Genomic DNA, 23452 nt, shown 5'->3' on the forward strand with positions numbered 1-23452 from the left:
ATGAATGAGGGAACTGTCGTGGCACCCACCGAGCAGGTGCTCGACCTGTTCCAGGGGGTCCGGCTCACCCCCACCCAGCGCCGGATCGCGCACTGCCTCGTGCAGCACGCGTCGGCCGCCGCGTACCTGTCGGCGGCCGAGGTCGCCGAGCTGGCGGGGGTCAGCCAGCCGTCGGTCACCCGGTTCGCGGTCGCGCTCGGCCACGACGGCTACCCCGCGCTGCGCCGCCGGCTCCGCGAGCTGACCGCCGGCACCCCGGGCGGCGTCACGGACGCCGGCAACGAACTCCAGCAGGCGGTACGCGCCGAGATCGGCAACCTCGACCGCCTCGCCGGGCAGCTCGCCGACCGGGACCGGATCGCCGAGACGGGCAGGCTGCTGGCCGCCAGCCGCCCGCTGCCGGTGCTCGGCCTGCGCGCCGCCGCCCCGCTCGCCGCCTACTTCGCCTACTTCGCCGCCAAGGTGCACCCCGACGTTCGGGTGCTCGACGACGGCGGCAGCCTGCTCACCGACCGCCTCGAGCAGGCCGCCGAGGCCGGGGCGGGCGCCCTGCTCGCCTTCGTCCTGCCCCGCTACCCCCGGGAGACCCTGGACGCGCTGCGCGAGGCCCGGGCCGCCGGCCTCACCGTGGTGGCCATCACCGACTCGCCGGTCAGCCCGGCCACCGAGCACGCCGACGTGGTGCTGCCCGCCGCGGTCGGCGCCCGGCTCGTCTTCGACCTGCACACCGCGCCGATGACCCTGGCCATGGTGCTGCTCCAGGCCATCTGCGACGCCGCCCCGACCGACACCCAACGCCGGTTGGAGGCCTTCGAGGCCTCCGCCGCCCGCCGCCAGTTGTTCCTCGGATGACCCGGAGGAGAACGAGATGACCCAGCCCGTCCGCGCCGCACGCGGCACCGAACGCACCGCCCGCGGGTGGCCCCAGGAGGCCGCGCTGCGGATGCTGATGAACAACCTCGACCCGGAGGTGGCCGAGCGCCCCGAGGACCTGGTGGTCTACGGCGGCACCGGAAGGGCCGCGCGGGACTGGCCGTCGTACCACGCGCTGGTGCGCACCCTCACGGACCTGCGCGACGACGAGACCATGCTGGTGCAGTCGGGCCGGCCGGTGGGCGTCGTGCGTACCCACGAGTGGGCGCCCCGGGTGCTGCTGGCCAACTCGAACCTGGTGGGCGACTGGGCCACCTGGCCCGAGTTCCGCCGCCTCGAACAGCTCGGCCTCACCATGTACGGGCAGATGACCGCCGGCTCGTGGATCTACATCGGCACCCAGGGCATCCTCCAGGGCACCTACGAGACGTTCGCCGCCGTCGCCGCGAAACTCGCCGGCGCCCGTGGCGACGGGCAGGAAATGAGCGGGGGCACCCTGGCGGGCACGCTGACGCTGACCGCCGGCTGCGGCGGCATGGGCGGGGCGCAGCCCCTCGCGGTCACCATGAACGGCGGCGTCTGCCTGATCGTCGACGTGGACCGCAGCCGGCTGGACCGGCGGGTGCACGACCGCTACCTCGACGAGGTCGCCGACTCCCTGGACGACGCCGTCGAGCGGGTGCTGGCCGCGAAGCGGGACCGGCGGGCGCTGAGCGTCGGCGTGGTCGGCAACGCCGCCACGGTCTTCCCGGAGCTGCTGCGCCGGGGCGTCGACATCGACGTCGTCACCGACCAGACCAGCGCGCACGACCCGCTGTCGTACCTGCCGGAGGGGGTGGAGCCGGCCGACGCGCGGGACTACGCACAGGCGAAGCCGGCCGAGTTCACCGACCGGGCACGGGCGTCGATGGCGAAGCACGTCGAGGCGATGGTCGGGTTCCTCGACGCCGGCGCGGAGGTCTTCGACTACGGCAACTCGATCCGGGGCGAGGCGAAGCTCGGCGGGTACGAGCGGGCCTTCGACTTCCCCGGCTTCGTGCCCGCGTACATCCGGCCGTTGTTCTGCGAGGGCAAGGGCCCGTTCCGGTGGGCGGCGCTCTCCGGCGACCCGGCCGACATCGCGGCCACCGACCGGGCGATCCTGGACCTGTTCCCGGAGAACGAGTCCCTCGCCCGGTGGATCCGGATGGCCGGCGAGCGGGTCGCCTTCCAGGGCCTGCCGGCGCGGATCTGCTGGCTCGGTTACGGCGAGCGCGACAAGGCGGGCGTGCGGTTCAACGAGATGGTCGCCTCCGGCGAGCTCTCCGCGCCCGTGGTGATCGGCCGGGACCACCTGGACTGCGGCAGCGTGGCCAGCCCTTACCGGGAGACCGAGGCGATGGCCGACGGCTCCGACGCCGTGGCCGACTGGCCGCTGCTCAACGCGCTGGTCAACGCCGCCAGCGGGGCGTCCTGGGTGTCGATCCACCACGGCGGCGGGGTCGGCATCGGCCGCTCCATCCACGCCGGGCAGGTCTGCGTGGCCGACGGCACCGCGCTGGCCGGGCAGAAGATCGAGCGGGTGCTCACCAACGACCCGGCGATGGGCGTCATCCGGCACGTCGACGCCGGCTACGACGCCGCCCGCGAGGTCGCCAGCCGCACCGGCGTCCGCACCCCCATGGCCGAGGCGTGAGGAAGGGCCCCTTGTTAACGGATTCGGTAGAGGAAGGGTCCCTTCCTAACAGGTTCCGGGCGCTGTGGGACGAGATCGCGCCGGTCGGGCGGGACGAGGGCAGCGGCGGCTACCTGCGCTACGCGCTGACCGAGCCGGAGCTACGGCTGCGGGAGTGGTTCCGCGGGCAGGCCGACCGCCGGGGCATGCCGGTCACCGAGGACGGCAACGGCAACCTGTTCGCCCGGTGGGGCGAGCCGACCGCCGGCGACGCGGTGCTGACCGGCAGCCACTTCGACTCGGTGCCGCACGGCGGGGCGTACGACGGGCCGCTCGGCATCGTCAGCGCGTTCCTGGCCGTCGACGAGCTGCGCGCGGCGGGCGTCGCACCGGCCCGCCCCGTCGTGGTCGGCGCGTTCGTCGAGGAGGAGGGCGCGCGGTTCGGCGTACCGTGCCTGGGTTCGCGGCTGCTCGCCGGGGAGATCACGGTGGACCGCGCGGCCGGGTTGCGCGACGCCGGCGGGGTGAGCTTCGCCGAGGCGCTGGGGGCCCGGCCGGCGGGCGCCCGCCCCGAGCTGCTCGGCGGTTTCGCCGCCTTCGTCGAGCTGCACGTCGAGCAGGGCCGCGCGATGGTCGACGCCGACGCGCCCGTCGGGGTGGCCAGCGCGATCTGGCCGCACGGCCGTTGGCGCTTCGAGTTCACCGGCGAGGGCAACCACGCCGGCACGACCCGGATGGCCGACCGCCGCGACCCCATGCTGACGTACGCCTTCACGGTGCTGGCGGCCAACAAGGAGGCGCGGCTGCGCGGCGCCCACGCCACCGTGGGCCGGGTGGCGGTGGAGCCGAACGCCACCAACGCGATCCCGTCGAAGGTGACCGGCTGGCTGGACGCCCGGGCCGCCGAGCCGCAGACGCTGACGGGTCTGGTCGACGCGGTGCGCGCGAAGGCCGCCGAGCGGGCCCGCCGCGACGGTACGGAGGTGGCGCTGACGGAGGAGTCGGCCACCCCGCTGGTCGCCTTCGACGGCGGGCTGGCGGAGCGGCTCGCGGCCCTGCTCGACGCGCCGGTGCTGCCCACCGGGGCCGGGCACGACGCCGGGGTGCTCGCGGCGCACCTGCCCACGGCGATGCTCTTCGTGCGCAACCCGACGGGGGTGTCGCACGCCCCGGCGGAGTCGGCCAGCGACGCCGACTGCGCCGCCGGGGTGACCGCCCTGGCCCGGGTGCTGGAGGAGCTGACATGCCGCTGAACGTCCTGCCGGTGGTGCCGGGGCCCACGGCCCGCACTGCCACGCGGCACCGCGATCCGGGCGCTCGGCATCGTCGGCCGCCCCGAGCTGCTCCGGTCGCTGTCGAGCTGCCCGCGCAGACGGGGCAGGCGGCACGTGGCACCCGGACGACGCCGTCGTGCCGGCCCCCGCGAGGCGCGTCGGCGCACGCTGTCGAGCTGCCCGCGTACCCGGGGCGGTGGGCGGGACGGGTCGACTCGTTGGGCACGGTGACGTTGCCGACGGAGCGGGGCCACTGTGGCGCGCGGCGCCCGCCCGGGCAGTCGGATCCGGCGGTCCCATGGACGGGGCAGCTCGACAGGGGGCAGACCAGATGACCGGGACCCGCTGGCTGGCCGAGTACGCCTGGCTGCCCGACCGCACCGAGCCGACCGCCGACGTGCTGATCGAGACCACCGACGGCCGGATCACCGCCGTCACGCCGCTGGTCGCCGGCGGTGACCGCCCCGCCGGCGTGGAGGTGCTCGGCGACGCGGTCCGACTGCCCGGGCTGACCCTGCCCGGGCTCGCCAACGCCCACTCGCACGCGTTCCACCGGGCGTTGCGCGGGCGCACCCACGGCGGGGGCGGCGACTTCTGGAGCTGGCGCGACCGGATGTACGCGGTGGCCCAGCGGCTCGACCCGGACTCGTACCTGGCCCTGGCCCGGGCGGTCTACGCCGAGATGGCGCTGGCCGGCGTGACCTGCGTCGGCGAGTTCCACTACGTGCACCACAACCCGGACGGCACCCCGTACGCCGACCCGAACGCGATGGGCGAGGCGCTGGTCGAGGCCGCCGCGCACGCCGGGATCCGGATCACCCTGCTGGACACCTGCTACCTCACCGCCACCGTCGACGGGCAGCCGCTCGCCGGGCCGCAGCGGCGCTTCGGCGACGGCGACGCGCTGCGCTGGGCGGAGCGGGCCGACGCGTTCCGGCCGGCCGACGACCACGCCCGGGTGGGCGCCGCGATCCACTCGGTGCGGGCGGTGCCGGCCGGGCAGCTCGCCACCGTGGCCGGGTGGGCGGACCGGCGCGGGGCGCCCCTGCACGTGCACCTCTCCGAGCAGCCGGCCGAGAACGACGCCTGCCGGGCCGCGTACGGCTGCACCCCGGCCCGGCTGCTCGCCGACCGGGGGGCGCTCGGCCCGGCCACCACGGCCGTGCACGCCACCCACCTGACCGGCGCCGACCTCACCCTGCTCGGGGACGCCGGCACGGGCGTCTGCCTCTGCCCGACCACCGAGCGGGACCTGGCCGACGGGATCGGCCCGGCCCGGCGGATGGCCGACGTCGGCCTGCCGCTCAGCCTGGGCAGCGACAGCCACGCCGTGGTCGACCTCTTCGAGGAGGCCCGCGCCGTGGAACTGGACGAACGGCTGCGCACCCGCCGGCGCGGCCACTTCGGCCCCGCAGAGCTGCGCGACGCGGCCACCGTGGGCGGCCACGCCGCGCTCGGCTGGCGCGACGCCGGGCGGATCGCCGTCGGGGCGCGGGCCGACCTGGTGACCGTACGGCTGGACAGCCCACGCACGGCCGGCGTACCGCCGGTGGGGGTGTGGTTCGCGGCCGGCGCCGCGGACGTCTCGCAGGTCGTGGTGGACGGCCGGACGGTGGTACGCGACGGCCGGCACCTGAGTGTCGACGTGCCGGCCGAGTTGGCGTCGGCGATCGCGGAGGTGACCTCATGAGCAGTCTGCTGGTCGATGACATCGGCGAGCTGGTGACCAACGACGTCGGGGGCGAGGGCGGGCCGCTGGGCATCCGGCGCGACGCGGCCCTCCTCATCGAGGACGGGCAGGTGGCCTGGGTCGGGCCGTCCCGCGACGCGCCGGCCGCCGACCGACGCCTGGACGCCGGGGGCGCCGCCGTCCTCCCGGGCTTCGTGGACAGCCACGCCCACCTGGTCTTCGCCGGGGACCGGGCCGCCGAGTTCGCCGCCCGGATGGCCGGGCAGCCGTACACCGGCGGCGGCATCCGGACCACGGTCGGCGCCACCCGGGCCGCCGGCGACGACGAGTTGCGGACCATCGTGCGGCGGCTGCGCGGCGAGGCGCTGCGGCAGGGCACCACCACCATGGAGATCAAGAGCGGGTACGGCCTCACGATCGCCGACGAGGCCCGCTCGCTGCGGATCGCCGCCGAGGTCAGCGAGGAGACCACCTTCCTCGGCGCGCACGTGGTCCCCGCCGAGTACGCCGACCGTCCCGACGACTACGTGGGCCTGGTCTGCGGGCCGATGCTGGCCGCCGCCGCGCCGCACGCGCGCTGGATCGACGTCTTCTGCGAGCGGGGCGCGTTCGACGTCGACCACGCCCGCGCGATCCTCGCCTGCGGCCAGGCCGCCGGGCTGGGCGTGCGGGTGCACGCCAACCAGCTCGGCCCCGGGCCGGGCGTCCAGCTCGGCGTCGAGCTGGGCGCGGCGAGCGTCGACCACTGCACCCACCTGACCGACGCCGACGTCGACGCGCTGGCCTCCGCCCGCCACGACCGCAGGTGCGCCGACAGCCGGCACACCACCACCGTGGCCACCCTGCTGCCCGGCGCCGAGTTCTCCACCCGCTCGCCCTACCCGGACGCCCGCCGGCTGCTCGACGCCGGCGTCACCGTGGCGCTGGCGACCGACTGCAACCCCGGTTCGTCGTACACCTCGTCGATGCCGTTCTGCGTCGCGCTCGCCGTACGCGAGATGCGGATGACCCCGGCGGAGGCCGTCTGGGCCGCGACCGCCGGCGGCGCGCGGGCGCTGCGCCGCGACGACGTCGGGGTGCTGCGGCCCGGGGCCCGGGCCGACCTGATGCTCCTCGACGCCCCGTCCCACCTGCACCTGGCCTACCGGCCCGGTGTGCCACTGATCCGCCAGGTCCTGCGCAACGGAGTGCCCCAATGACCGTCACCATCCTGCCCACCGGGATCTCCCCCGCCGACGTGCTCGCCGTGGCGCGCGGCACCGCCAAGGTCGTCCTCGACCCGGCCACCGTGGACGTCATGACCACCAGCCGGTCCATCGTCGACGGCATCGAGGCCGCCGGCCGCCCGGTCTACGGCGTCTCCACCGGCTTCGGCGCGCTGGCGAACACCTTCGTCGCACCCGAGCGGCGGGCCGAACTCCAGCACGCGCTGATCCGCTCGCACGCCGCCGGCGTGGGGGCGCCGATGCCGCGCGAGGTGGTCCGGGCCATGATGCTGCTGCGGGTCCGCTCGCTGGCGCTCGGCCGCTCCGGGGTCCGGCCCCTGCTCGCCGAGGCGCTGGTCGACCTGCTCAACCACGACGTGACGCCGTGGGTGCCGGAGCACGGCTCGCTGGGCGCCTCCGGCGACCTGGCGCCGCTGGCGCACTGCGCGCTGGTGCTGCTCGGCGAGGGCTGGGTGCTCGGCCCGGGCGGCGAGCGGCTGCCCGCCGACGACGCGCTGCGCCGGGCCGGGCTCACGCCGGTCGAGCTGGCCGCCAAGGAGGGGCTGGCGCTGATCAACGGCACCGACGGCATGCTCGGCATGCTGCTGCTGGCGATCCACGACGCCGCGCACCTGTTCACGATGGCCGACGTCACCGCCGCCCTCGCCATCGAGGCGATGCTCGGCTCGGAGCGGCCGTTCCTGCCGGAGCTGCACGCCATCCGGCCGCATCCCGGGCAGTCGGCCTCGGCGGCGAACATCCACCGGCTGCTCCAGGACTCCCGGGTGATGGACTCGCACCGCGACGACCTGGCGCACGCGGTGCAGGACGCGTACTCGATGCGGTGCGCGCCGCAGGTCGCCGGGGCGGCCCGGGACACGCTGGACTTCGTCCGTACGGTGGCCGGCCGGGAGCTGGTCTCGGTGGTGGACAACCCGGTGGTGCTGCCCGACGGCCGCGTCGAGTCGACCGGGAACTTCCACGGCGCGCCGCTCGGTTTCGCCGCGGACTTCCTGGCCATCGCCGCCGCCGAGGTGGGCGCGATCGCCGAGCGCCGGGTGGACCGGCTGCTCGACGTCACCCGGTCCCGGGAGCTGCCGGCGTTCCTCTCCCCCGACGCCGGGGTCAACTCCGGGCTGATGATCGCCCAGTACACGGCGGCGGGAATCGTCGCGGAGAACCGCCGGCTCGCCGCGCCCGCGTCGGTGGACTCGCTGCCCACCAGCGGCATGCAGGAGGACCACGTCTCGATGGGCTGGGCGGCGGCCAAGAAGCTGCGTACGGTGCTGGACAACCTGGCCAGCCTGCTCGCCGTCGAACTGCTCGCCGGGGTACGCGGGCTCCAGCTGCGCGCCCCGCTCGACCCGTCGCCGGCCGGCCGGGCGGCCGTCGCGGCGCTCGGCGGGATCGTCGGGGAACCCGGGCCGGACGTCTTCCTGGCCCCGCTGATGGAGGCCGCCCGGTCCGTACTGGCCGGGCCCGACCTGCGCGCCGCCATCGAACGCGAGATCGGGCCCCTCGACTGACGGCCGCATCCGGGCCACCGCACGCCACGGTGGCCCGGGTGCCCACGCGGCCGACCCCGACGGGTGTCGGCACCCCTCCCACCGGGGCGGTCCGTCAGCTCGCGGGCGGCAGCACCTTGGCGACCAGCTTGGCCAGCTCGCGCAGCGCCTTGCCCCGGTGGCTGACCGCGTCCTTCTCCTGCGGCGTCAGCTCCGCGTTGGTGCGGTCCTGCCCGTCGCCGAGGAAGATCGGGTCGTAGCCGAACCCGCCGTCGCCGCGCGGCGTCCGGAGCAGCCGGCCGCTCTGCCGGCCGTCGACCAGGTGCTCCTTGCCGCCGGGCAGCACCAGCGCCACCGTGCAGACGAAGGACGCGCCCCGGTGCTCGTCGGGCAGGTCCGCGATCTGGTCCAGGACGAGCTGGAGGTTGGCCTGGTCGTTGCCGTGCCGGCCGGCCCAGCGGGCGCTGAACACCCCCGGCATGCCGTTGAGGGCCTCGACGGCGATCCCGGAGTCGTCGGCGATCGTCGGCAGGCCGGTACGCCGGCAGCCCTCCCGCGCCTTGATCAGCGCGTTCTCGCCGAAGGTCAGGCCGGTCTCGGGCAGCTCCGGGTACTCCTCGACGTCGTCCAGCCCGATCAGGGCGACGCGGTGCGCGCCGAGCGCGCCGTCGAGGATCCGCTGGAGCTCGACGAGCTTCTTGCGGTTACGGGTGGCGAGCAGCACCTTGTTCATCAGAATCCACCTTCGTTCGCGACTGCGGGGCTCGCAAGCTCACTCCTCGCGCTCACCAGAATCCACCTTCGTTCGCGACTGCGGGGCTCGCAAGCTCACTCCTCGCGCTCACGGGAGGGAGAGCGCCTTCCGCTGGGCTTCGGCCAGTTCCACGCAGCCGGCGACGGCCAGGTCGAGCAGGGCGTCGAGCTGCTCGCGGGCGAACACGCCCGCCTCGCCGGTGCCCTGCACCTCGACGAACTCACCGGTGCCGGTGCAGACCACGTTCATGTCGACCTCGGCGGCGACGTCCTCGGTGTAGTCGAGGTCCAGCCGGGGCTCGCCGTCGATGATCCCGACGCTGATCGCGGCCACCGAGCGGTGCATCACCTTCTCCGGCCTGCCGACCAGCGACTTGCGCCCGGCCAGCCAGGTCACCGCGTCGTGCAGCGCCACGTACGCGCCGGTGATCGCGGCGGTGCGGGTGCCGCCGTCGGCCTGGAGCACGTCGCAGTCGAGCACGATCGAGTTCTCGCCGAGCGCCTTCAGGTCGATGGCGGCCCGCAGGCTCCGGCCGATCAGCCGGGAGATCTCGTGCGTACGCCCGCCGACGCGGCCCTTGACGCTCTCCCGGTCGGAGCGGGTGTTGGTGGCCCGCGGCAGCATCGCGTACTCGGCGGTCACCCAGCCCAGCCCGGACCCCTTGCGCCAGCGGGGCACCCCCTCGGTGACGCTGGCGGTGCAGAGCACCCGGGTGCCGCCGAACTCCACGAGCACCGAGCCCTCCGGATGGGTGCTCCAGCCCCGGGTCAACGTCACAGGTCGGAGTTCGTCGGGTCGCCGCCCGTCAGGTCGCGCCATCCCTGCACCCTATGCGGTGCCCCGACCGGTGTGCCCCGGGGTGTCCCGCCCCGGCACCCGGGCGGGTCAGACCTCGTAGCTGGCGCCGGGCCGGACCACCTCGAGCGGCCCGTCGAAGGCCGTGCCGGCCGACTCGACGGTGTGCGCCTCGCTGCCCCAGGCGGCCACCAGATGGGTGAGCAGCAGCCGGCCCACCCCCGCCTTGGTCGCCGCCTCGCCGGCCTCCCGGCCCGTCAGGTGCAGGTCCGGCGGGTTCTCCACGCCGTCGAGGTAGCTCGCCTCGCAGAGGAACGTGTCGGCGTCCTGGGCCAGCCGGAGCAACGCGTCGCAGGGTGCCGTGTCCGAGGAGTAGCAGAGCACCCGGCCGCCGTGCTCCAGCCGGACGCCGTACGTCTCGACGGGGTGGTTGACCCGGTCGACGGTGACGGCGAAGGGGCCGATCGGGAAGGTGCCGGGTTGGAGGGCGTAGAACTGGTAGACGTCCTCGACCGTGCTGTCCTCCTGCCCGTAGACGGCCGCCAGCCGGTCCGGGGCACCCGACGGGGCGTAGACGGGCAGCGGCGGGCACGGACCGTCGGGCGCGTAGCGGCGGACCACCACGTACGAGGCGGCGTCGAGGATGTGGTCGCAGTGCAGGTGGGTGAGGACGATGGCGTCCGGGGCGTGCAGCCCGGCGTAGCGCTGGAGGTTGGACAGCGACCCCGAGCCGAAGTCGAGCAGCAGCCGGAAGCCGTCCGCCTCGACGAGGTAGGCCGAGCAGGGGGACTCGGGACCGGGGAAACTGCCCGCGCAGCCCAGTACGGTCAGCCGCATCGAGTCATCCCAATGTAACTGTGCGTAGTCTTCGCGCCGACGGTCCCACTGTGGATGATCTCTACCGACGCGTACGCCACGCAGGGCAGCCTACGCGCGCCCGCGCGGCCACAAGAGTCATCCACTGGAAGTTGTCATCAACGTGACACCCCGCCCGGGTCCCGCCGCGCCGCCCGCCCGGACGGCGTCACGACACGGCGCTCGCCGGTAGCGCTGGGTGAGTGGACGACGGGGGCCCGCCGGGTGGCCGGACCACCGACGTGGATCGGCGGCCCGACCACCCGACGTCAGGCCCAGAGCTGCCCCTCCAGGGCGTCCTCGGCGTCGGCCAGGGTGCCGACGTAGGCCCCCGTGGAGAGGTACTTCCAGCCGCCGTCGGCGACCACGAAGGCCACGTCGGCGCGTTGGCCGGCGCGGACGGCCTCGTGCGCCACCGCCAGTGCGGCGTGCAGGATCGCGCCCGTGGAGAACCCGGCGAAGATGCCCTCCACCTCGACGAGCTGCCGGGTCCGCAGCACCGCGTCGCGGGTGCCGACGGAGAAGCGCCGGGACAGCACCGACGCGTCGTAGAGCTCCGGGACGTAACCCTCGTCGATGTTGCGCAGCCCGTAGACCAGCTCGCCGTAGCGGGGCTCGGCCGCGACGACCTGGACGCCGTCGACCTTCTCCCGCAGGTAGCGCCCCGTGCCCATCAGCGTCCCGGTGGTGCCGAGACCCGCCACGAAGTGCGTGATCGTGGGCAGGTCGTGCAGCAGCTCCGGACCGGTGGTCTCGTAGTGGGCCCGCGCGTTGGCCTCGTTGCCGTACTGGAAGAGCATGACCCAGTCGGGGTGCTCGGCCGAGATCTGCTTGGCGGTGGCCACCGCCTGGTTGGAGCCACCCGCCGCCGGCGAGAAGATGATCTCCGCGCCGTACATCCGGAGCAGCTGCACCCGCTCGGTCGAGACGTTCTCCGGCATCACGCAGACCAGCCGGTAGCCGCGCAGCTTGGCCACCATGGCCAGCGAGATGCCGGTGTTGCCGCTGGTCGGTTCGAGGATGGTGTCGCCCGGCCGGAGCCGGCCCGCCTCCTCGGCCGCCCGCACCATGAACAGGGCCGCCCGGTCCTTGATGCTGCCGGTCGGGTTCCGGTCCTCCAGCTTCGCCCAGAGCCGCACCGGCGGCGCCCCGTCGGGCACCGTCGGGGAGAGCCGGGGCAGCCCGACCAGGGGCGTTCCCCCGCAGGCGTCGAGGAGGCTGTCGTACCTCGCCATGGCGACCGCCGCCGTCAGCGGGCGGCGGCGGCCGCGACGCCGTGCTGGGCGATCGCGGCGGCCGCGGCGAAGCCGAACGCGCCGCCGGCGACCGCCGGCAGGATGGTCACGCTGTCGCCGTCGTTGATCTTGGCGTCCAGCGCGCCGAGGAAGCGGACGTCCTCGTCGTTGACGTAGACGTTGACGAAGCGGTGCAGCGCACCGGCGTCGGTGACCAGCCGGGCCTTCAGGCCGGCGTGCCGGGAGTCCAGGTCGGCGAGCAGGTCGGCGAGCGTGTCGCCGGTGCCCTCGACGACCTTCGCGCCGCCGGTGTGGCTGCGCAGGATGGTGGGGATGCGAACCTCGATGGCCATGATGTCGTGCTCCTTGACGATGATCGGGCGTGCCGGAAGGTGACGGGACGTGGACGGGTGTGGCGGCGCTGGATCAGCGGCCGGAACACTCGTAGTCGACCGTCGCCGGGCTCTGCCCGAACATGTAGGACTGCACGGCGTGCGGGTCCACCCCCGCCTCCACGATCCGGACCGGCTCCTCGGTCACCACGCCGTCGACGATCCGGAAGGAGCGGATCTCCTCAGAGTCGGGGTCGCGGGTGGAGACCAGCAGGTAGTGTGCGCCGGGCTCACCGGCGAAGGAGATGTCCGTCCGGGACGGGTACGCCTCCGTGGCGGTGTGCGAGTGGTAGATGACGACGGGCTCCTCGTCCCGGTCGTCCATCTCGCGCCACACCCGCAACTGCTCCATCGAGTCGAACTCGTAGAACGTCATGGAACGGGCGGCGTTGTCCATCGGGATGTGCCGGGCGGGGGTGTCGCTGCCGGCAGGGCCGGCGACCACGCCACACGCCTCGTCGGGGTGGTCCCGACGAGCGTGGGCGACGATCGCTTCGACGATCGACCGGTCGATGCTCAGCACGTGTCCCAGCCTAACGCGTACCTGGCGCGACCTTAAGGTGGCGGCGGTCACGCCTAGTCGATCAAGGCGTTGAGCAGGGACTCCTGGAGATAGCCGAGGTACGCGTAGACCGACAGTTGGAACACCCGGCTGGAGGTCGGATCCTCGGCGACCGCGTCGTCGAGCTCCTCGCCGAGGTCGGTGCCGTCCTTGATCTCCAGCCGGACGCCCATCGCCAGCCGGGCGTCGTTGAGCGCCCGCAGCCATGCCTCGGCCGCCTCCGCGTCCAGGCGCACCTCGCCGCCGGCGGAGTCGGGCAGCGAGGCGAGGATCGCCCCGGCCTGGTCGATCTTGGCGGTCTTGAGGTCGCCCTCGGTGTAGCGGCGGAACTCGGCGGTGCCGGACGCGTCCTCCGGGTAGACCTCGGGGAAGAGCCGACCCACCACCGGGTCGGTGTGGTCGAAGCCGTCGGTGAGCAGCCCCACCACCTCGGCGGCCACCTTCCGCAGCACGCGCACCTCGTCGACGGCGAAGGTGGCGACGTAGCGGTCGCCCTGGCGACGGAACATGCTCACGACCGGTCCACCGTCGCCCACAGCCCGTACGCGTGCAGCTGCGACGCGTCGTGCTCCATCCGCTCCCGGGCGCCGCTGGAGACCACGGCGCGACCCTTGTGGTGCACGTCGAGCATGAGTTGTTCCGCCTTCTCCCGGCTGTAGCCGAAGAGCTTCTGAAAGACCCAGGTCACGTAGGGCATGAGGTTGACCGGGTCGTCCCACACGATCGTCACCCACGGCCGATCGGACGCCGGCACCTCGTCGGTGTCCGGCGTTTCGACAGGTGCAACCTGGGGAGCCGCCATGCCCCCCATCGTGCCACCGGATCCGGCGAATCGAGGAACCGGAAGGCCGGCCCGGCGCGGATCGCCGCGTCCGGCCTGGTCAGGGGCGTCGGCGACAGCGACTGGCGGCCTCGGCCCGGTGCCGATGCCGCCAGCGAGCGGGCCGCCCTCAGGCGAGCAGGATGCCGTGGTCGACAGCATCGGAGAGCACCCCGTCCAGCGAGAGGCGGACCACCTCGAACCGCCGGGACACCTCCCGGGACAGCTCCAGTTCGACCTCGCGCAGCGCGCGCTGCGTCCAGGCCCGGGCGGCATTGGGATCGTGGTTGCCGGGGCTGCGCCAGTGCTGCCAGCAGCCGCCCGAGAGGGCCACGGCCACCGGCGGGAGCACCTCCACGCGCTCCACGCCCGGGTAGCTCGCCAGGGCGTCGGTCGCCCCGGCGCCGGTCAGCCCGGCCACGCCGCCGGTGCTGGTGACCAGCAGCACCCGGTCCAGCTCGTGCTCGCCCCGGTGCTCCGCCAGGGCCCAGCGCACCGGGGTGCGCAGGCGTCGGCGTACGCCCGTAGGCAGCGGCGCGCCGAGGACCCGGCCGGCGGCCCCCTCGATGAGCCCGCGCACCGCCTCGTCGCACTGGGCGGTGGCCAGCAGCGACAGCGCCTCCATCTCCTGGTCGAGCAGCTGCGGCAGGCCGGCGCAGCCGACCCCGAAGACGATCTCCTGCACCACGCGGAGGTGGATGTTCGCCAACTCCAGGGAGAGGTGTTGGCGGATGCGCCGGGAGGAGGACCGGGCCTGCCGGTCGAGCTGCTCCGACCAGTCGCCCGGGTCGGCCACCACCGGCACCCGGCCGTGCGAGCCGGGCAGCACCGGCGGTTCGGCGCTCGCGCGCCGCAGCCCCTCGTCGGCGGCCCAGCCGACCAGGGCCCGGCGCAGGTCCGCCCCGTCACCCGACGCCCGCAACGGAAACCAGCGGGCGTCGGCGAGCCCGGGAACGGCGGCCAGCAGCGCCGCCCGGTGCGCCTCGACGGTGACCGCGACCGGATCCACCGGTGCGGGAGCCGACCCGACGGACGCCCCCGCGCCCTCCGGCACCGGCGCCCAGCCGCTCGCGCCCGGCGTCACCGCGAAGACGACCTGAACCCCGGCGCGGGCCAGGTCGGCGAGCAGGTGCAGCTCGACGGCGGTGAAGGCCTGGTCGGCGGCGATCACGAAGAGCGCCGCCCCGGACCGGACCGCCGCGTCGAACAGCAGCTGACCGCCGGCCACCCCGAGGGCGCCGGTGTCGGGCGTGTCGACGAGGCTGAAGTGCCGCAGCAGGGGCTCGGGCAGGCTCAGCTCGACCCGGCGCGGCGGGCGCGCGAGCGCCGGCCCGGCGGCCAGCCGGTCGGCGCCGTAGGAGTGCGGCTGGCGGTAGCCGGGCACGTAGGCGGCCCGCGTCGGCACCCGGGAGTGCCGCACCACGAGCCAGCTCCCGGCGGGCACCGCGAGCATGGCGGGATCGAGCCGCAGCAGACGGGCGAGCACCTCGGAGCGCCCCGCGCCGGCCGGGCCGAGGCCGATCACGGCGAGCGGCTCCTCCGGCCGGCGGCCGGCGTCCCCCAGTCCGACGGGCAGCCGCCCGCGGCGGGGCAGCTCCGCGGCCGGGGCGGCGTCGTCGTCGGGCAGGTCGACGGCGGGGAGAGGACCGGGCTTCATCGCAAGCGGCCTCCCGTGGCGGGCGACCGGCAGCAGCCGGCCGCGTGGAAACGTCCGGTGACGGCACCCGGATGCCGGAAGAGTACGGGCGAGCAGGTCCCCGAACCGAACACTTCAAATACTCAGGGGTAACTAGGAGACTACTCAACTTCGGTGCGTGACGATGTGCACGCGGACGGAATCCGATCGATATGCTGCCCCGATGAGTCGGTGGGGATTCGTCGGCCGAACGGATGAGCTCGACCGTCTGCTGTCGGCGGTGACCGGCGCGGAGGGGCGGGGCCTCTTCTTCTCCGGCGACGCGGGCATCGGCAAGAGCCGACTGCTGCGCGAAGGGGTGGCGGCCCTCCCTCGCGACGGGTACGCCGTCTGGTCGATCGCGGCCAGCGCCACCACCGCCGCACTCCCCTTCGGCGGTCTCGTCCAGGTGCTCCCGACCGAGCAGCCGCAGGGCCTCTCCCCCGCCGGCATCCTGCGCTGGGCGGTGGACGTGCTGCAACAGCAGGCCGCCGGTCGCCGGATCGTGCTCGCGGTCGACGACGCGCACCTGCTCGACCCACCGTCCGCGGCGCTGGTGCACCTGGTCGCGCGGGTCGACAACGCCACGGTCATCGGCACGTCACGCGACGGCGAGCAGCTCCCGCTGCCGATCCGGGCCCTGTGGACCGACGGCCTGGTCGACCACGTCGAGCTGAAGCCGCTGCCACCGGCCGAGACCACCCGGCTGCTCTCCGAGATCCTGCGGGGACCGGTCGACGCCACCTCCGCCGACCGGCTCGGCCGGCTCTCCGAGGGCAACCCGCTGCTGCTGCGCGAGCTGGTGTTCGCCGCCGACCGGGGGGAGCTGACCCGAACCTACGGCATCTGGAAGTGGACCGGCCGGCTGGAGCTGGCCCCCAATCTGACCGACCTGATCGACATCCGGATCGGCCAGCTCACCCCGGGCGTACGCGGGGTGGTGGAGCTGGTCGCCTTCGGCGAGCCGCTCGGCCTGCACCTGCTCAACCAGGCCGCCGACCCGGTGGACGTGGAGACCGCCGAGGAGCGCGGGCTGATCGCCGTGGAACACGACGACCGGCGGACCAACGTACGGCTCGCCCACCCGCTCTACGGCGAGGTGATGCGCCGCCGCTGCCCGGTCAGCCGGACGCGGAGGTTGCAGGCCCGCCTCGCCGAGCTGCTGGAGCTGGTCGGCAAGCGACGCCGCGACGACCTGCTCCGGGTGGCGGTCTGGCGGCTCGACTCGGGCACCGCACAGGATCCGGCCCTGCTGCTCGACGCGGCCGGGCAGGCGTTCGCCCGCTACGACGTACCGCTGGCGACCCGGCTGGCCCGCGCGGCGCTCGACGCGGGCGGCGGCTTCGACGCGGCGGAGCTGCTGGCCACCATCCTGATGTTCGCCGACCGCCCGGACGAGGCGATCGAGGTGCTCGACGCGGTCTCCGCCGACGTCGAGGACGACCGGCGGCTGAGCCGCTGGCTGACCGTGCGGGGCATGGTCAGCTACTGGGGGTTGAGCCAGGAGTCCACGGTGGAGGAGATCGCGGCCCGCCGGTCGGCCCTCGGCGACTCCGCCGACCAGGCGCGGGTGCTGGCCTTCGAGGGCATCATGCGGCTGCACCGGCTGGACACCGGCATCGCGTTGCGGCTCGGGCAGACGGTGCTGGACCGGCCGGCCGCGAGCGTCGCCGCCCGGGAACTCGCCCGCAGCACGATCGCCCACCTCCAGGCGGCGCAGGGGCAGCTGCACCGCAGCGCCACCGCGATCAACCGGGTGCAGGCCGAGGCCGGCCGGTGGCGGGCGGACATGCCCTACCTGCAACTGGCCCTGGAGCTGGCCCGGGGCACCCGGCTGGCGCTCGCCGGCGACCTCGCCGGCATCGACGCGATCGTGGCCGACGAGTTCGCCGACCTGGCCGGCGCCGGGGACTTCCGGCTCGGCACCGGCTACCTGGCCATCCTCCAGGCGTACGCGGCCCGGCTGCGCGGCCAGAGCGACGCGGCGCTGCGCACCAGCCTCGGCGCCTGCGCGGTGCTCGCCACCAGCCGGGTCTACGCGGGCCTCGCCCAGGCCGAACGGGCCCAGGCGGCGGCGCTGCGGGGTGACGCCGCGCAGGCGGCGGAGGCCATGGCGGAGGCGGACCGCACCCACGCGCCGGGCATGGTCGTGCTCTATCCGTGGCTGGAGCAGGCCCGCGGCGCCGTGCTCGCCGCCGGTGGCGACGTGTCCGGCGCCGGCAAGCACCTGAGCGGGCTGGCCGACCGGCTCCGCGCGGACGGCCTCGCCGGCCACGAGGTGCATGTGCTGCACGACCTGGTACGGCTGGGCCAGGCGGCCGCACCACTCGGGCCGACCTGCTCCGACGGCGGCCGGCGCACCGTCGCGCAGCGGCTCGCCGAGCTGTCCGAACGGGTCGACGGGGTGCTGCCGCCGCTGCTCGCCCGGCACGCCCGGGCCGCGGCGGGCGGTTCCGCCGACGAGCTGCTGGCGGTCGCCGACGGCTTCGACGCGCTGGACCTGGCCGTCTACGCGGCGGAGGCCACCGCCACCGCCCTGGACCGGCTGCGCCGGCAGCGGTCCCCGGCGGGCCCGGCCCGGGAGCGCCTCGCCGCCCTGCTCGGCCGCTGCGACCTGATCCGCACCCCGGCGTTGCAGGCCGGCTCCCCGGCGCTGAGCGAACGCGAGTGGCAGGTGGCCCGGCTCGCCGCCGACGGGGCGACCAGCCGGGCCATCGCCGAGCGGCTCTACCTCTCCGCCCGCACGGTGGAGAACCACCTCCAGCGGATCTACGGCAAGCTCGGTGTCGCCGGTCGCGCCGAGCTGCGGGCCGCCCTCCGGGCGATCCCGGGCCACGACGGCGCGGAGAGCGGGTGAACCCTAGGCTGGGGCGGTGAGCACCCTTCGTCCCGCGCTGCTGACCGACCACTACGAGCTGACCATGGTCAGTGCCGCCCTGCGCGACGGCACCGCCGACCGCCGCTGCGTCTTCGAGGTGTTCAGCCGCCGGCTGCCCGCGGGCCGCCGCTACGGCGTGGTCGCCGGCACCGGCCGGCTGATCGACCTGATCCGCGGCTTCCGCTTCGACGCCGACGAGGTGGACTTCCTGCGCCGTACCGGGGTGGTCGACGAGCAGGCCGCCGCCTGGCTGCGCGACTACCGCTTCACCGGCGACGTCGAGGGCTACGCCGAGGGCGAGCTGTTCTTTCCCAGCTCCCCGATCCTCACCGTCTCCGGCGGCTTCGCCGAGTGCGTGGTGCTGGAGACGCTCATCCTCTCCGTGCTCAACCACGACAGCGCCGTCGCCGCCGCCGCCGCGCGGATGGTCACCGCGGCCCGGGGGCGGACCCTGATCGAGATGGGCTCCCGGCGCGCGCACGAGGAGGCGGCGGTGGCCGCGGCCCGGGCCGCGTACCTGGCCGGGTTCCGGTTCACCTCGAACCTCGCCGCCGGGCAGCGCTACGGCATCCCGACCGCCGGCACGGCCGCGCACGCGTTCACGCTGCTGCACACCGACGAACGGGCCGCGTTCGCCTCGCAGGTCGCCACGCTGGGCAAGGACACCACGCTGCTGGTCGACACGTACGACATCAGCCAGGGCATCCGCAACGCGATCGCGGTGGCCGGGCCCGGCCTGCGGGCGGTACGGATCGACTCGGGCGACCTGGCGGTGATCGCCCAGCAGTCCCGCGAGCTGCTCGACTCGCTGGGCGCCACCGAAACCAAGATCATCGTCTCCGGCGACCTCGACGAGCACGCCATCGCCTCGCTCGCCGCCGAACCGGTCGACATGTACGGCGCGGGCACCGCCGTCGTCACCGGCTCCGGCGCCCCCACCGCCGGGCTGGTCTACAAGCTCGTCGAGGTCGAGGGCCGCCCGGTGGTCAAGCGCTCCGAGCACAAGGCCACCATCGGAGGCCGCAAGGTGGCCGTACGCCGGCACAAGCCGACCGGCACCGCCACCGAGGAGATCGTCGTGCCGCAGGGCGTGCCCGACCCCCGGCCCAACGACCGGCTGCTCCAGCACTCGTTCCTGGCCGGCGGCGAGCCGGTCGAGCGGCCGACGCTGGACGAGTCCCGGGAACACCTGCGCCAGTGCCTGATCTCCATCCCCTGGGAAGGGCTGAAGCTCTCCGCCGGCGACCCGGCCATCCCGGTCACGGTCGTCCCGGCCGACTGAAAGGAGCACCACGGTGAGCAACGCGCTGATCGTCGTGGACGTGCAGAACGACTTCTGCGAGGGCGGCTCGCTGGCCGTCGGCGGCGGGGCGGGCGTGGCGGCCGGGATCACCCGGCTGCTCGCCGCCGAGCCGGGCCGCTGGGACCACGTGGTCGCGACGAAGGACTACCACGTCGACCCGGGCGCCCACTTCGGCGACCCGCCGGACTTCGTGGACTCCTGGCCACGGCACTGCGTGGTCGGCACCCCCGGCTCGGAGTTCCACCCCGACCTGGCCACCGACCGGATCGAGGCGATCTTCCACAAGGGCGAGCACGCCGCCGCGTACTCCGGCTTCGAGGGGCACGCCGACGACGGCGAGTGCCTGGCCGACTGGCTGCGCCGGCACGGGGTGGACCGGGTCGACGTGGTGGGGATCGCCACGGACCACTGCGTACGGGCCACCGCGCTGGACGCCGCCCGCGAGGGCTTCGCCACCACCGTGCTGCTGGACCTGACCGCCGGGGTCGCCCCGGACACCACCGACGTGGCGCTGCGTGCCCTGGAGGGAGCCGGGGTCACCATGCGCGGTGAGCCTGTGATCAGGGCCGCATGAGGCGCTAATTCGCTGGCGGGTGTCGTGCCTCCGGCCGGAGGATGTCCGGCGGAGGTACGCACCGACATGAACATGAAGCCTTACCGGGAGGCGCTCGCCCTGCCCGGTCTCCGGTCGTTGCTGCTGGTGTCGGTGCTCGCCCGCGTCCCGCTCACCGCCACCGGGGTGACCCTGACGTTCTACGTCGTGCTCGACCTCGGACGCGGCTACGGGGCGGCCGGGCTCGTCGGCGCGGCGATCACCGTGGGCGCCGCCATCGGCGGCCCGCTGCTCGGCCGCCTGGTCGACCGGCGCGGCCTGCGGCCCGTCCTCGTGCTGACCGGGATCGCCGAGGCCGTCTTCTGGTCCACCGCGCCGGTGCTGCCGTACCCGGTGCTGCTGCCCGCCGCGTTCCTGGCCGGCTCGCTCGCCCTGCCGATCTTCTCGGTGGTCCGGCAGTCCATCGCCGCGATGGTGCCGCCGGAGCAGCGCCGCCCCGCGTACGCGCTGGACTCGATGTCGGTGGAGCTGTCGTTCATGGTCGGTCCCGCGCTGGCCGTGGCGGCGGTGACCGCGATCTCCGCGCGCACCACCCTCTACCTGGTCGGGGCCGGCATCGTCGCCGCCGGCGTCGCGTTCTGGGTGCTCGACCCGCGCACCCGCGGCGGCGGGGAGCCGACCGGGCCGCAGCCGCGGGTGCCCCGCCGGTCGTGGCTCACCCCGCGCCTGATCGCCGTGCTGGCGGTCAGCGCCGCCGGCACGCTCGTGCTCGGCGGCACCGACGTGGCCGTGGTCGCCGTGCTGCGGGAGAGCGGCGACGTCGGATGGACGGGCGCCGTCCTCGCCGTCTGGGCGGTCGCCTCGCTGGCCGGCGGCTTCGCGTACGGGGCGGTCACCCGGTCCTTCTCCCCGCTGGCCCTGATGGCCGCGCTCAGCCTCTGCACGATCCCGGTCGGGCTGGGCGGGGCGCACTGGTGGCTGCTCTGTCTGGCGCTGATCCCCGCCGGGGCGCTCTGCGCGCCCACCATCGCGGCGACCTCGGACGCGGTCAGTCGGCTGGTCCCCGCCTCCGTACGCGGTGAGGCGATGGGCCTGCACGGCTCGGCGGTCACGGTCGGCATCGCGGTCGGCGCGCCCCTCGCGGGAGCCGTCATCGACGCCTCCGCGCCGGCCTGGGGCTTCGCGGTCACCGGAGCCGTCGGTGCGCTGGTGGCGCTGGCCGTGCTCCCGACGGAGCTGCGCCGCCGCCGCACCGCCACCGCCTTCACGCCCACCCCCGAACTCGCCCCGGCCCCCGCCGCCTGAGCCCCGGCCGGTCCCTCCCCCCGTGCCGGGGCGGCCGGGAGGCTTGCAAGATCGGATGAACCTCAACCGGTGTCCACGCGCCGTTCGGCCCGGCAATCGATCAACCGATCATGAAGCCCCGCTCGGGCGCGGGGTCGGGCGCGCTGGGCAGGGGGGGCGCGCTGGGCAGGGGGGGTCGGCGGGGCCGGGCGCGCTGGGCAGGGGTCGGGCGCGGGTCGTCAGCGCCGTCGGCGCTGCTGTCGGGGCGCACCTCCCCGTGATGCCCGACGGGCGCCACCCCGGGTGGGGTGGCGCCCGTCGTACGTGGTGCGGAGCGTCAGCGCCGGTCGGCGTCGCTCGCGGTGTCCTCGCGGTAGCTGGCACCGCCGTCGGACTCGCTGGTCAGCGGCTTGGCACCGCCCTCCGGCGGGCCGGCCAGGCTCTGGCCGCCGGCCGCCAGCTCGGGGAACTTGAGGTCGAACGCCGGCCGCTCGGAGCGGATCCGCGGCATCCGGTCGAAGTTCCGCAGCGGGGGCGGGGAGCTGGTCGCCCACTCCAGCGAGTTGCCGTGGCCCCACGGGTCGTCGACCTCGACCACCGGGCCGGCCTTGTACGACTTCCAGCAGTTCCAGATGAACGGCAGGGTCGAGATGCCGGTGATGAACGCGCCGATGGTGGAGACCATGTTCAGCGTGGTGAAGCCGTCGCCGGGCAGGTAGTCGGCGTACCGGCGGGGCATGCCCTCGTTGCCCAGCCAGTGCTGCACCAGGAACGTGGTGTGGAAGCCGATCATGGTCAGCCAGAAGTGCACCTTGCCCAGCCGCTCGTCGAGCATCCGGCCGAACATCTTCGGGAACCAGAAGTAGATGCCGGCGAAGACGGCGAACACGATGGTGCCGAAGAGCACGTAGTGGAAGTGGGCCACCACGAAGTAGGAGTCGTGCAGGTGGAAGTCGAGCGGCGGGCTGGCCAGCAGCACACCGGTCAGGCCACCGAAGAGGAAGGTGACCAGGAAGCCGATCGAGAACAGCATCGGCGTCTCGAAGCTGATCTGGCCGCGCCACATCGTGCCGATCCAGTTGAAGAACTTCATCCCGGTCGGCACGGCGATCAGGTAGCTCAGGAAGCTGAAGAACGGCAGCAGCACCTGGCCGGTGGCGAACATGTGGTGCGCCCAGACGCTCATCGACAGGCCGGCGATGGCGATGGTCGCGGCGACCAGGCCCTTGTAGCCGAAGATCGGCTTGCGGGAGAAGACCGGGATGATCTCCGAGATGATGCCGAAGAACGGCAGCGCGATGATGTAGACCTCGGGGTGGCCGAAGAACCAGAAGAGGTGCTGGTAGAGCATCGGCCCGCCGGTCGCGGGGTCGTAGACGTGCGCACCCAGGAGCCGGTCGGCGGCGAGCGCCATCAGCGCGGCGGCCAGCAGCGGGAAGACCAGGATCACCAGCAGGGCGGTGACCAGCATGTTCCAGGTGAAGATCGGCATCCGGAACATCGTCATGCCGGGCGCGCGCAGGGTCAGGATCGTGGTGATCACGTTGACCGCGCCGAGGATCGAGCCCAGACCCGAGATGACCAGGCCGACGACCCACAGGTTCGCGCCCACGCCGGGCGAGTGCTCGACGGAGCTCAGCGGCGCGTAGGCGGTCCAGCCGAAGTCCGCCGCCCCGCCGGGGGTGAGGAAGCCGACCATCGTCATCGTGCCGCCGAAGAGGAACAGCCAGTACGCGAAGCTGTTCAGCCGGGGGAACGCCACGTCGGGCGCGCCGATCTGCAACGGCACCACGTAGTTCGCGAAGGCGAACACGATCGGCGTCGCGAAGAACAGCAGCATGATCGTGCCGTGCATGGTGAACAGCTGGTTGTACTGCTCGGGCGACAGGAACTGCAGCCCGGGTCGGGCCAGCTCGGCCCGCATGATCAGGGCCATCAGGCCACCGATCATGAAGAACACGAACGCGGTGACCATGTACATGATCCCGATCTGCTTCGCGTCCGTGGTACGCAGCAGCCGCGCGATGGCCGACCCCTTGACCGGCGCTCGGACCGGCCAGGGCCGGGTCACGACCGGCTTGGGTGCGACGGTGGTCACGAGTGGCCTCCGGTTCTGGGTTGTCCCGCTCGGCACGCGCTGGTTAT

The 23452-nt window shown here is 74.3% G+C and carries 20 protein-coding genes; 10 read left to right on the top strand and 10 right to left on the bottom strand.

What is annotated here, in order from left to right; translation table 11 throughout:
• The 6 genes from KBX06_RS16870 (at position 1) to hutH (ending at position 8222) form a co-directional block, all read left to right on the top strand.
• Positions 1 to 852: a MurR/RpiR family transcriptional regulator gene (locus tag KBX06_RS16870; RefSeq protein WP_210835848.1), complete on the top strand. Its 852-nt coding sequence runs from the start codon at positions 1 to 3 to the stop codon at positions 850 to 852.
• Positions 853 to 868: 16 nt separating this feature from the next.
• Positions 869 to 2548 (top strand): urocanate hydratase, encoded by a 1680-nt coding sequence (hutU, locus tag KBX06_RS16875; RefSeq protein ID WP_210835850.1) that lies wholly within the window; start codon positions 869 to 871, stop codon positions 2546 to 2548.
• Positions 2549 to 2559: 11 nt separating this feature from the next.
• Positions 2560 to 3780 carry an allantoate amidohydrolase gene (locus KBX06_RS16880; protein WP_210835852.1) on the top strand — a complete coding sequence of 407 codons (1221 nt, stop codon included), beginning with the start codon at positions 2560 to 2562 and terminating at the stop codon, positions 3778 to 3780.
• A 352-nt stretch (positions 3781 to 4132) separates the two neighbouring features.
• Positions 4133 to 5491, top strand: a complete 1359-nt coding sequence (locus KBX06_RS16885; protein WP_210835854.1) for a formimidoylglutamate deiminase — start codon at positions 4133 to 4135, stop codon at positions 5489 to 5491.
• Complete coding sequence (gene hutI / locus KBX06_RS16890; protein WP_210835856.1) at positions 5488 to 6690, top strand: imidazolonepropionase; 1203 nt, start codon at positions 5488 to 5490, stop codon at positions 6688 to 6690. Before KBX06_RS16885 ends, hutI begins: the two co-directional genes overlap by 4 nt.
• Entirely contained in the window at positions 6687 to 8222 is a 1536-nt protein-coding gene (gene hutH, locus KBX06_RS16895) for a histidine ammonia-lyase (protein WP_210835858.1), read from the top strand. The genes hutI and hutH overlap by 4 nt, the downstream gene beginning before the upstream one ends.
• Before the next feature lie 94 nt (positions 8223 to 8316).
• Here the strand turns inward: hutH and rdgB are convergent, their stop codons facing one another.
• From rdgB to KBX06_RS16940, 9 genes are all read right to left on the bottom strand, one after another.
• Entirely contained in the window at positions 8317 to 8934 is a 618-nt protein-coding gene (rdgB, locus tag KBX06_RS16900) for an RdgB/HAM1 family non-canonical purine NTP pyrophosphatase (protein ID WP_210835866.1), read from the bottom strand.
• A gap of 108 nt (positions 8935 to 9042) precedes the next feature.
• Complete coding sequence (gene rph / locus KBX06_RS16905; RefSeq protein WP_210835868.1) at positions 9043 to 9774, bottom strand: ribonuclease PH; 732 nt, start codon at positions 9772 to 9774, stop codon at positions 9043 to 9045.
• 66 nt (positions 9775 to 9840) lie between these two features.
• Positions 9841 to 10587 carry an MBL fold metallo-hydrolase gene (locus KBX06_RS16910; RefSeq protein ID WP_210835873.1) on the bottom strand — a complete coding sequence of 249 codons (747 nt, stop codon included), beginning with the start codon at positions 10585 to 10587 and terminating at the stop codon, positions 9841 to 9843.
• Between the two features lie 287 nt (positions 10588 to 10874).
• Positions 10875 to 11840 (bottom strand): PLP-dependent cysteine synthase family protein, encoded by a 966-nt coding sequence (locus KBX06_RS16915; RefSeq protein WP_210835875.1) that lies wholly within the window; start codon positions 11838 to 11840, stop codon positions 10875 to 10877.
• A gap of 14 nt (positions 11841 to 11854) precedes the next feature.
• Positions 11855 to 12193, bottom strand: a complete 339-nt coding sequence (locus KBX06_RS16920; protein ID WP_210835878.1) for a MoaD/ThiS family protein — start codon at positions 12191 to 12193, stop codon at positions 11855 to 11857.
• Between the two features lie 73 nt (positions 12194 to 12266).
• The gene (locus KBX06_RS16925; RefSeq protein ID WP_089001779.1) at positions 12267 to 12755 is read right to left on the bottom strand and encodes a Mov34/MPN/PAD-1 family protein; all 489 of its coding nucleotides are present in this window, start codon (positions 12753 to 12755) and stop codon (positions 12267 to 12269) included.
• Between the two features lie 53 nt (positions 12756 to 12808).
• A complete protein-coding gene (locus KBX06_RS16930; protein WP_210836024.1) occupies positions 12809 to 13303 on the bottom strand; it encodes a DUF2017 domain-containing protein in 495 nt (164 codons plus the stop codon).
• A 2-nt stretch (positions 13304 to 13305) separates the two neighbouring features.
• On the bottom strand, positions 13306 to 13596 hold the full coding sequence (clpS, locus tag KBX06_RS16935) for an ATP-dependent Clp protease adapter ClpS (RefSeq protein WP_210835880.1): 291 nt from the start codon (positions 13594 to 13596) through the stop codon (positions 13306 to 13308).
• 148 nt (positions 13597 to 13744) lie between these two features.
• Positions 13745 to 15271 (bottom strand): hypothetical protein, encoded by a 1527-nt coding sequence (locus KBX06_RS16940; RefSeq protein ID WP_210835882.1) that lies wholly within the window; start codon positions 15269 to 15271, stop codon positions 13745 to 13747.
• Between the two features lie 202 nt (positions 15272 to 15473).
• On the opposite strand from KBX06_RS16940, the gene KBX06_RS16945 reads away from it, so the two are divergent.
• From KBX06_RS16945 to KBX06_RS16960, 4 genes are all read left to right on the top strand, one after another.
• Positions 15474 to 18146, top strand: a complete 2673-nt coding sequence (locus tag KBX06_RS16945) for a LuxR C-terminal-related transcriptional regulator (RefSeq protein ID WP_210835884.1) — start codon at positions 15474 to 15476, stop codon at positions 18144 to 18146.
• A 16-nt stretch (positions 18147 to 18162) separates the two neighbouring features.
• The gene (locus KBX06_RS16950) at positions 18163 to 19449 is read left to right on the top strand and encodes a nicotinate phosphoribosyltransferase (protein ID WP_210835886.1); all 1287 of its coding nucleotides are present in this window, start codon (positions 18163 to 18165) and stop codon (positions 19447 to 19449) included.
• 13 nt (positions 19450 to 19462) lie between these two features.
• Positions 19463 to 20044 carry an isochorismatase family protein gene (locus KBX06_RS16955; RefSeq protein WP_210835888.1) on the top strand — a complete coding sequence of 194 codons (582 nt, stop codon included), beginning with the start codon at positions 19463 to 19465 and terminating at the stop codon, positions 20042 to 20044.
• Between the two features lie 66 nt (positions 20045 to 20110).
• On the top strand, positions 20111 to 21328 hold the full coding sequence (locus KBX06_RS16960; protein ID WP_210835890.1) for an MFS transporter: 1218 nt from the start codon (positions 20111 to 20113) through the stop codon (positions 21326 to 21328).
• 316 nt (positions 21329 to 21644) lie between these two features.
• On the opposite strand, the gene ctaD is transcribed toward KBX06_RS16960, so the two are convergent.
• Positions 21645 to 23405 carry a cytochrome c oxidase subunit I gene (ctaD, locus tag KBX06_RS16965; RefSeq protein WP_210835892.1) on the bottom strand — a complete coding sequence of 587 codons (1761 nt, stop codon included), beginning with the start codon at positions 23403 to 23405 and terminating at the stop codon, positions 21645 to 21647.
• Positions 23406 to 23452: the final 47 nt, after the last annotated feature.

Source organism: Micromonospora sp. C31, assembly GCF_018070575.1.
In the GTDB taxonomy this organism is placed as follows: domain Bacteria; phylum Actinomycetota; class Actinomycetes; order Mycobacteriales; family Micromonosporaceae; genus Micromonospora.

What these genes read in the sequence shown, in the direction of transcription:
- KBX06_RS16870 (WP_210835848.1), top strand. Translation starts at nt 1, where the DNA reads ATGAATGAGGGAACTGTCGTGGCACCCACCGAGCAGGTGCTCGACCTG.
- hutU (WP_210835850.1), top strand. Translation starts at nt 869, where the DNA reads ATGACCCAGCCCGTCCGCGCCGCACGCGGCACCGAACGCACCGCCCGC.
- KBX06_RS16885 (WP_210835854.1), top strand. Translation starts at nt 4,133, where the DNA reads ATGACCGGGACCCGCTGGCTGGCCGAGTACGCCTGGCTGCCCGACCGC.
- hutI (WP_210835856.1), top strand. Translation starts at nt 5,488, where the DNA reads ATGAGCAGTCTGCTGGTCGATGACATCGGCGAGCTGGTGACCAACGAC.
- hutH (WP_210835858.1), top strand. Translation starts at nt 6,687, where the DNA reads ATGACCGTCACCATCCTGCCCACCGGGATCTCCCCCGCCGACGTGCTC.
- rdgB (WP_210835866.1), bottom strand. Translation starts at nt 8,934, where the DNA reads ATGAACAAGGTGCTGCTCGCCACCCGTAACCGCAAGAAGCTCGTCGAG.
- rph (WP_210835868.1), bottom strand. Translation starts at nt 9,774, where the DNA reads ATGGCGCGACCTGACGGGCGGCGACCCGACGAACTCCGACCTGTGACG.
- KBX06_RS16910 (WP_210835873.1), bottom strand. Translation starts at nt 10,587, where the DNA reads ATGCGGCTGACCGTACTGGGCTGCGCGGGCAGTTTCCCCGGTCCCGAG.
- KBX06_RS16915 (WP_210835875.1), bottom strand. Translation starts at nt 11,840, where the DNA reads ATGGCGAGGTACGACAGCCTCCTCGACGCCTGCGGGGGAACGCCCCTG.
- KBX06_RS16920 (WP_210835878.1), bottom strand. Translation starts at nt 12,193, where the DNA reads ATGGCCATCGAGGTTCGCATCCCCACCATCCTGCGCAGCCACACCGGC.
- KBX06_RS16930 (WP_210836024.1), bottom strand. Translation starts at nt 13,303, where the DNA reads ATGTTCCGTCGCCAGGGCGACCGCTACGTCGCCACCTTCGCCGTCGAC.
- clpS (WP_210835880.1), bottom strand. Translation starts at nt 13,596, where the DNA reads ATGGCGGCTCCCCAGGTTGCACCTGTCGAAACGCCGGACACCGACGAG.
- KBX06_RS16940 (WP_210835882.1), bottom strand. Translation starts at nt 15,271, where the DNA reads ATGAAGCCCGGTCCTCTCCCCGCCGTCGACCTGCCCGACGACGACGCC.
- KBX06_RS16945 (WP_210835884.1), top strand. Translation starts at nt 15,474, where the DNA reads ATGAGTCGGTGGGGATTCGTCGGCCGAACGGATGAGCTCGACCGTCTG.
- KBX06_RS16960 (WP_210835890.1), top strand. Translation starts at nt 20,111, where the DNA reads ATGAACATGAAGCCTTACCGGGAGGCGCTCGCCCTGCCCGGTCTCCGG.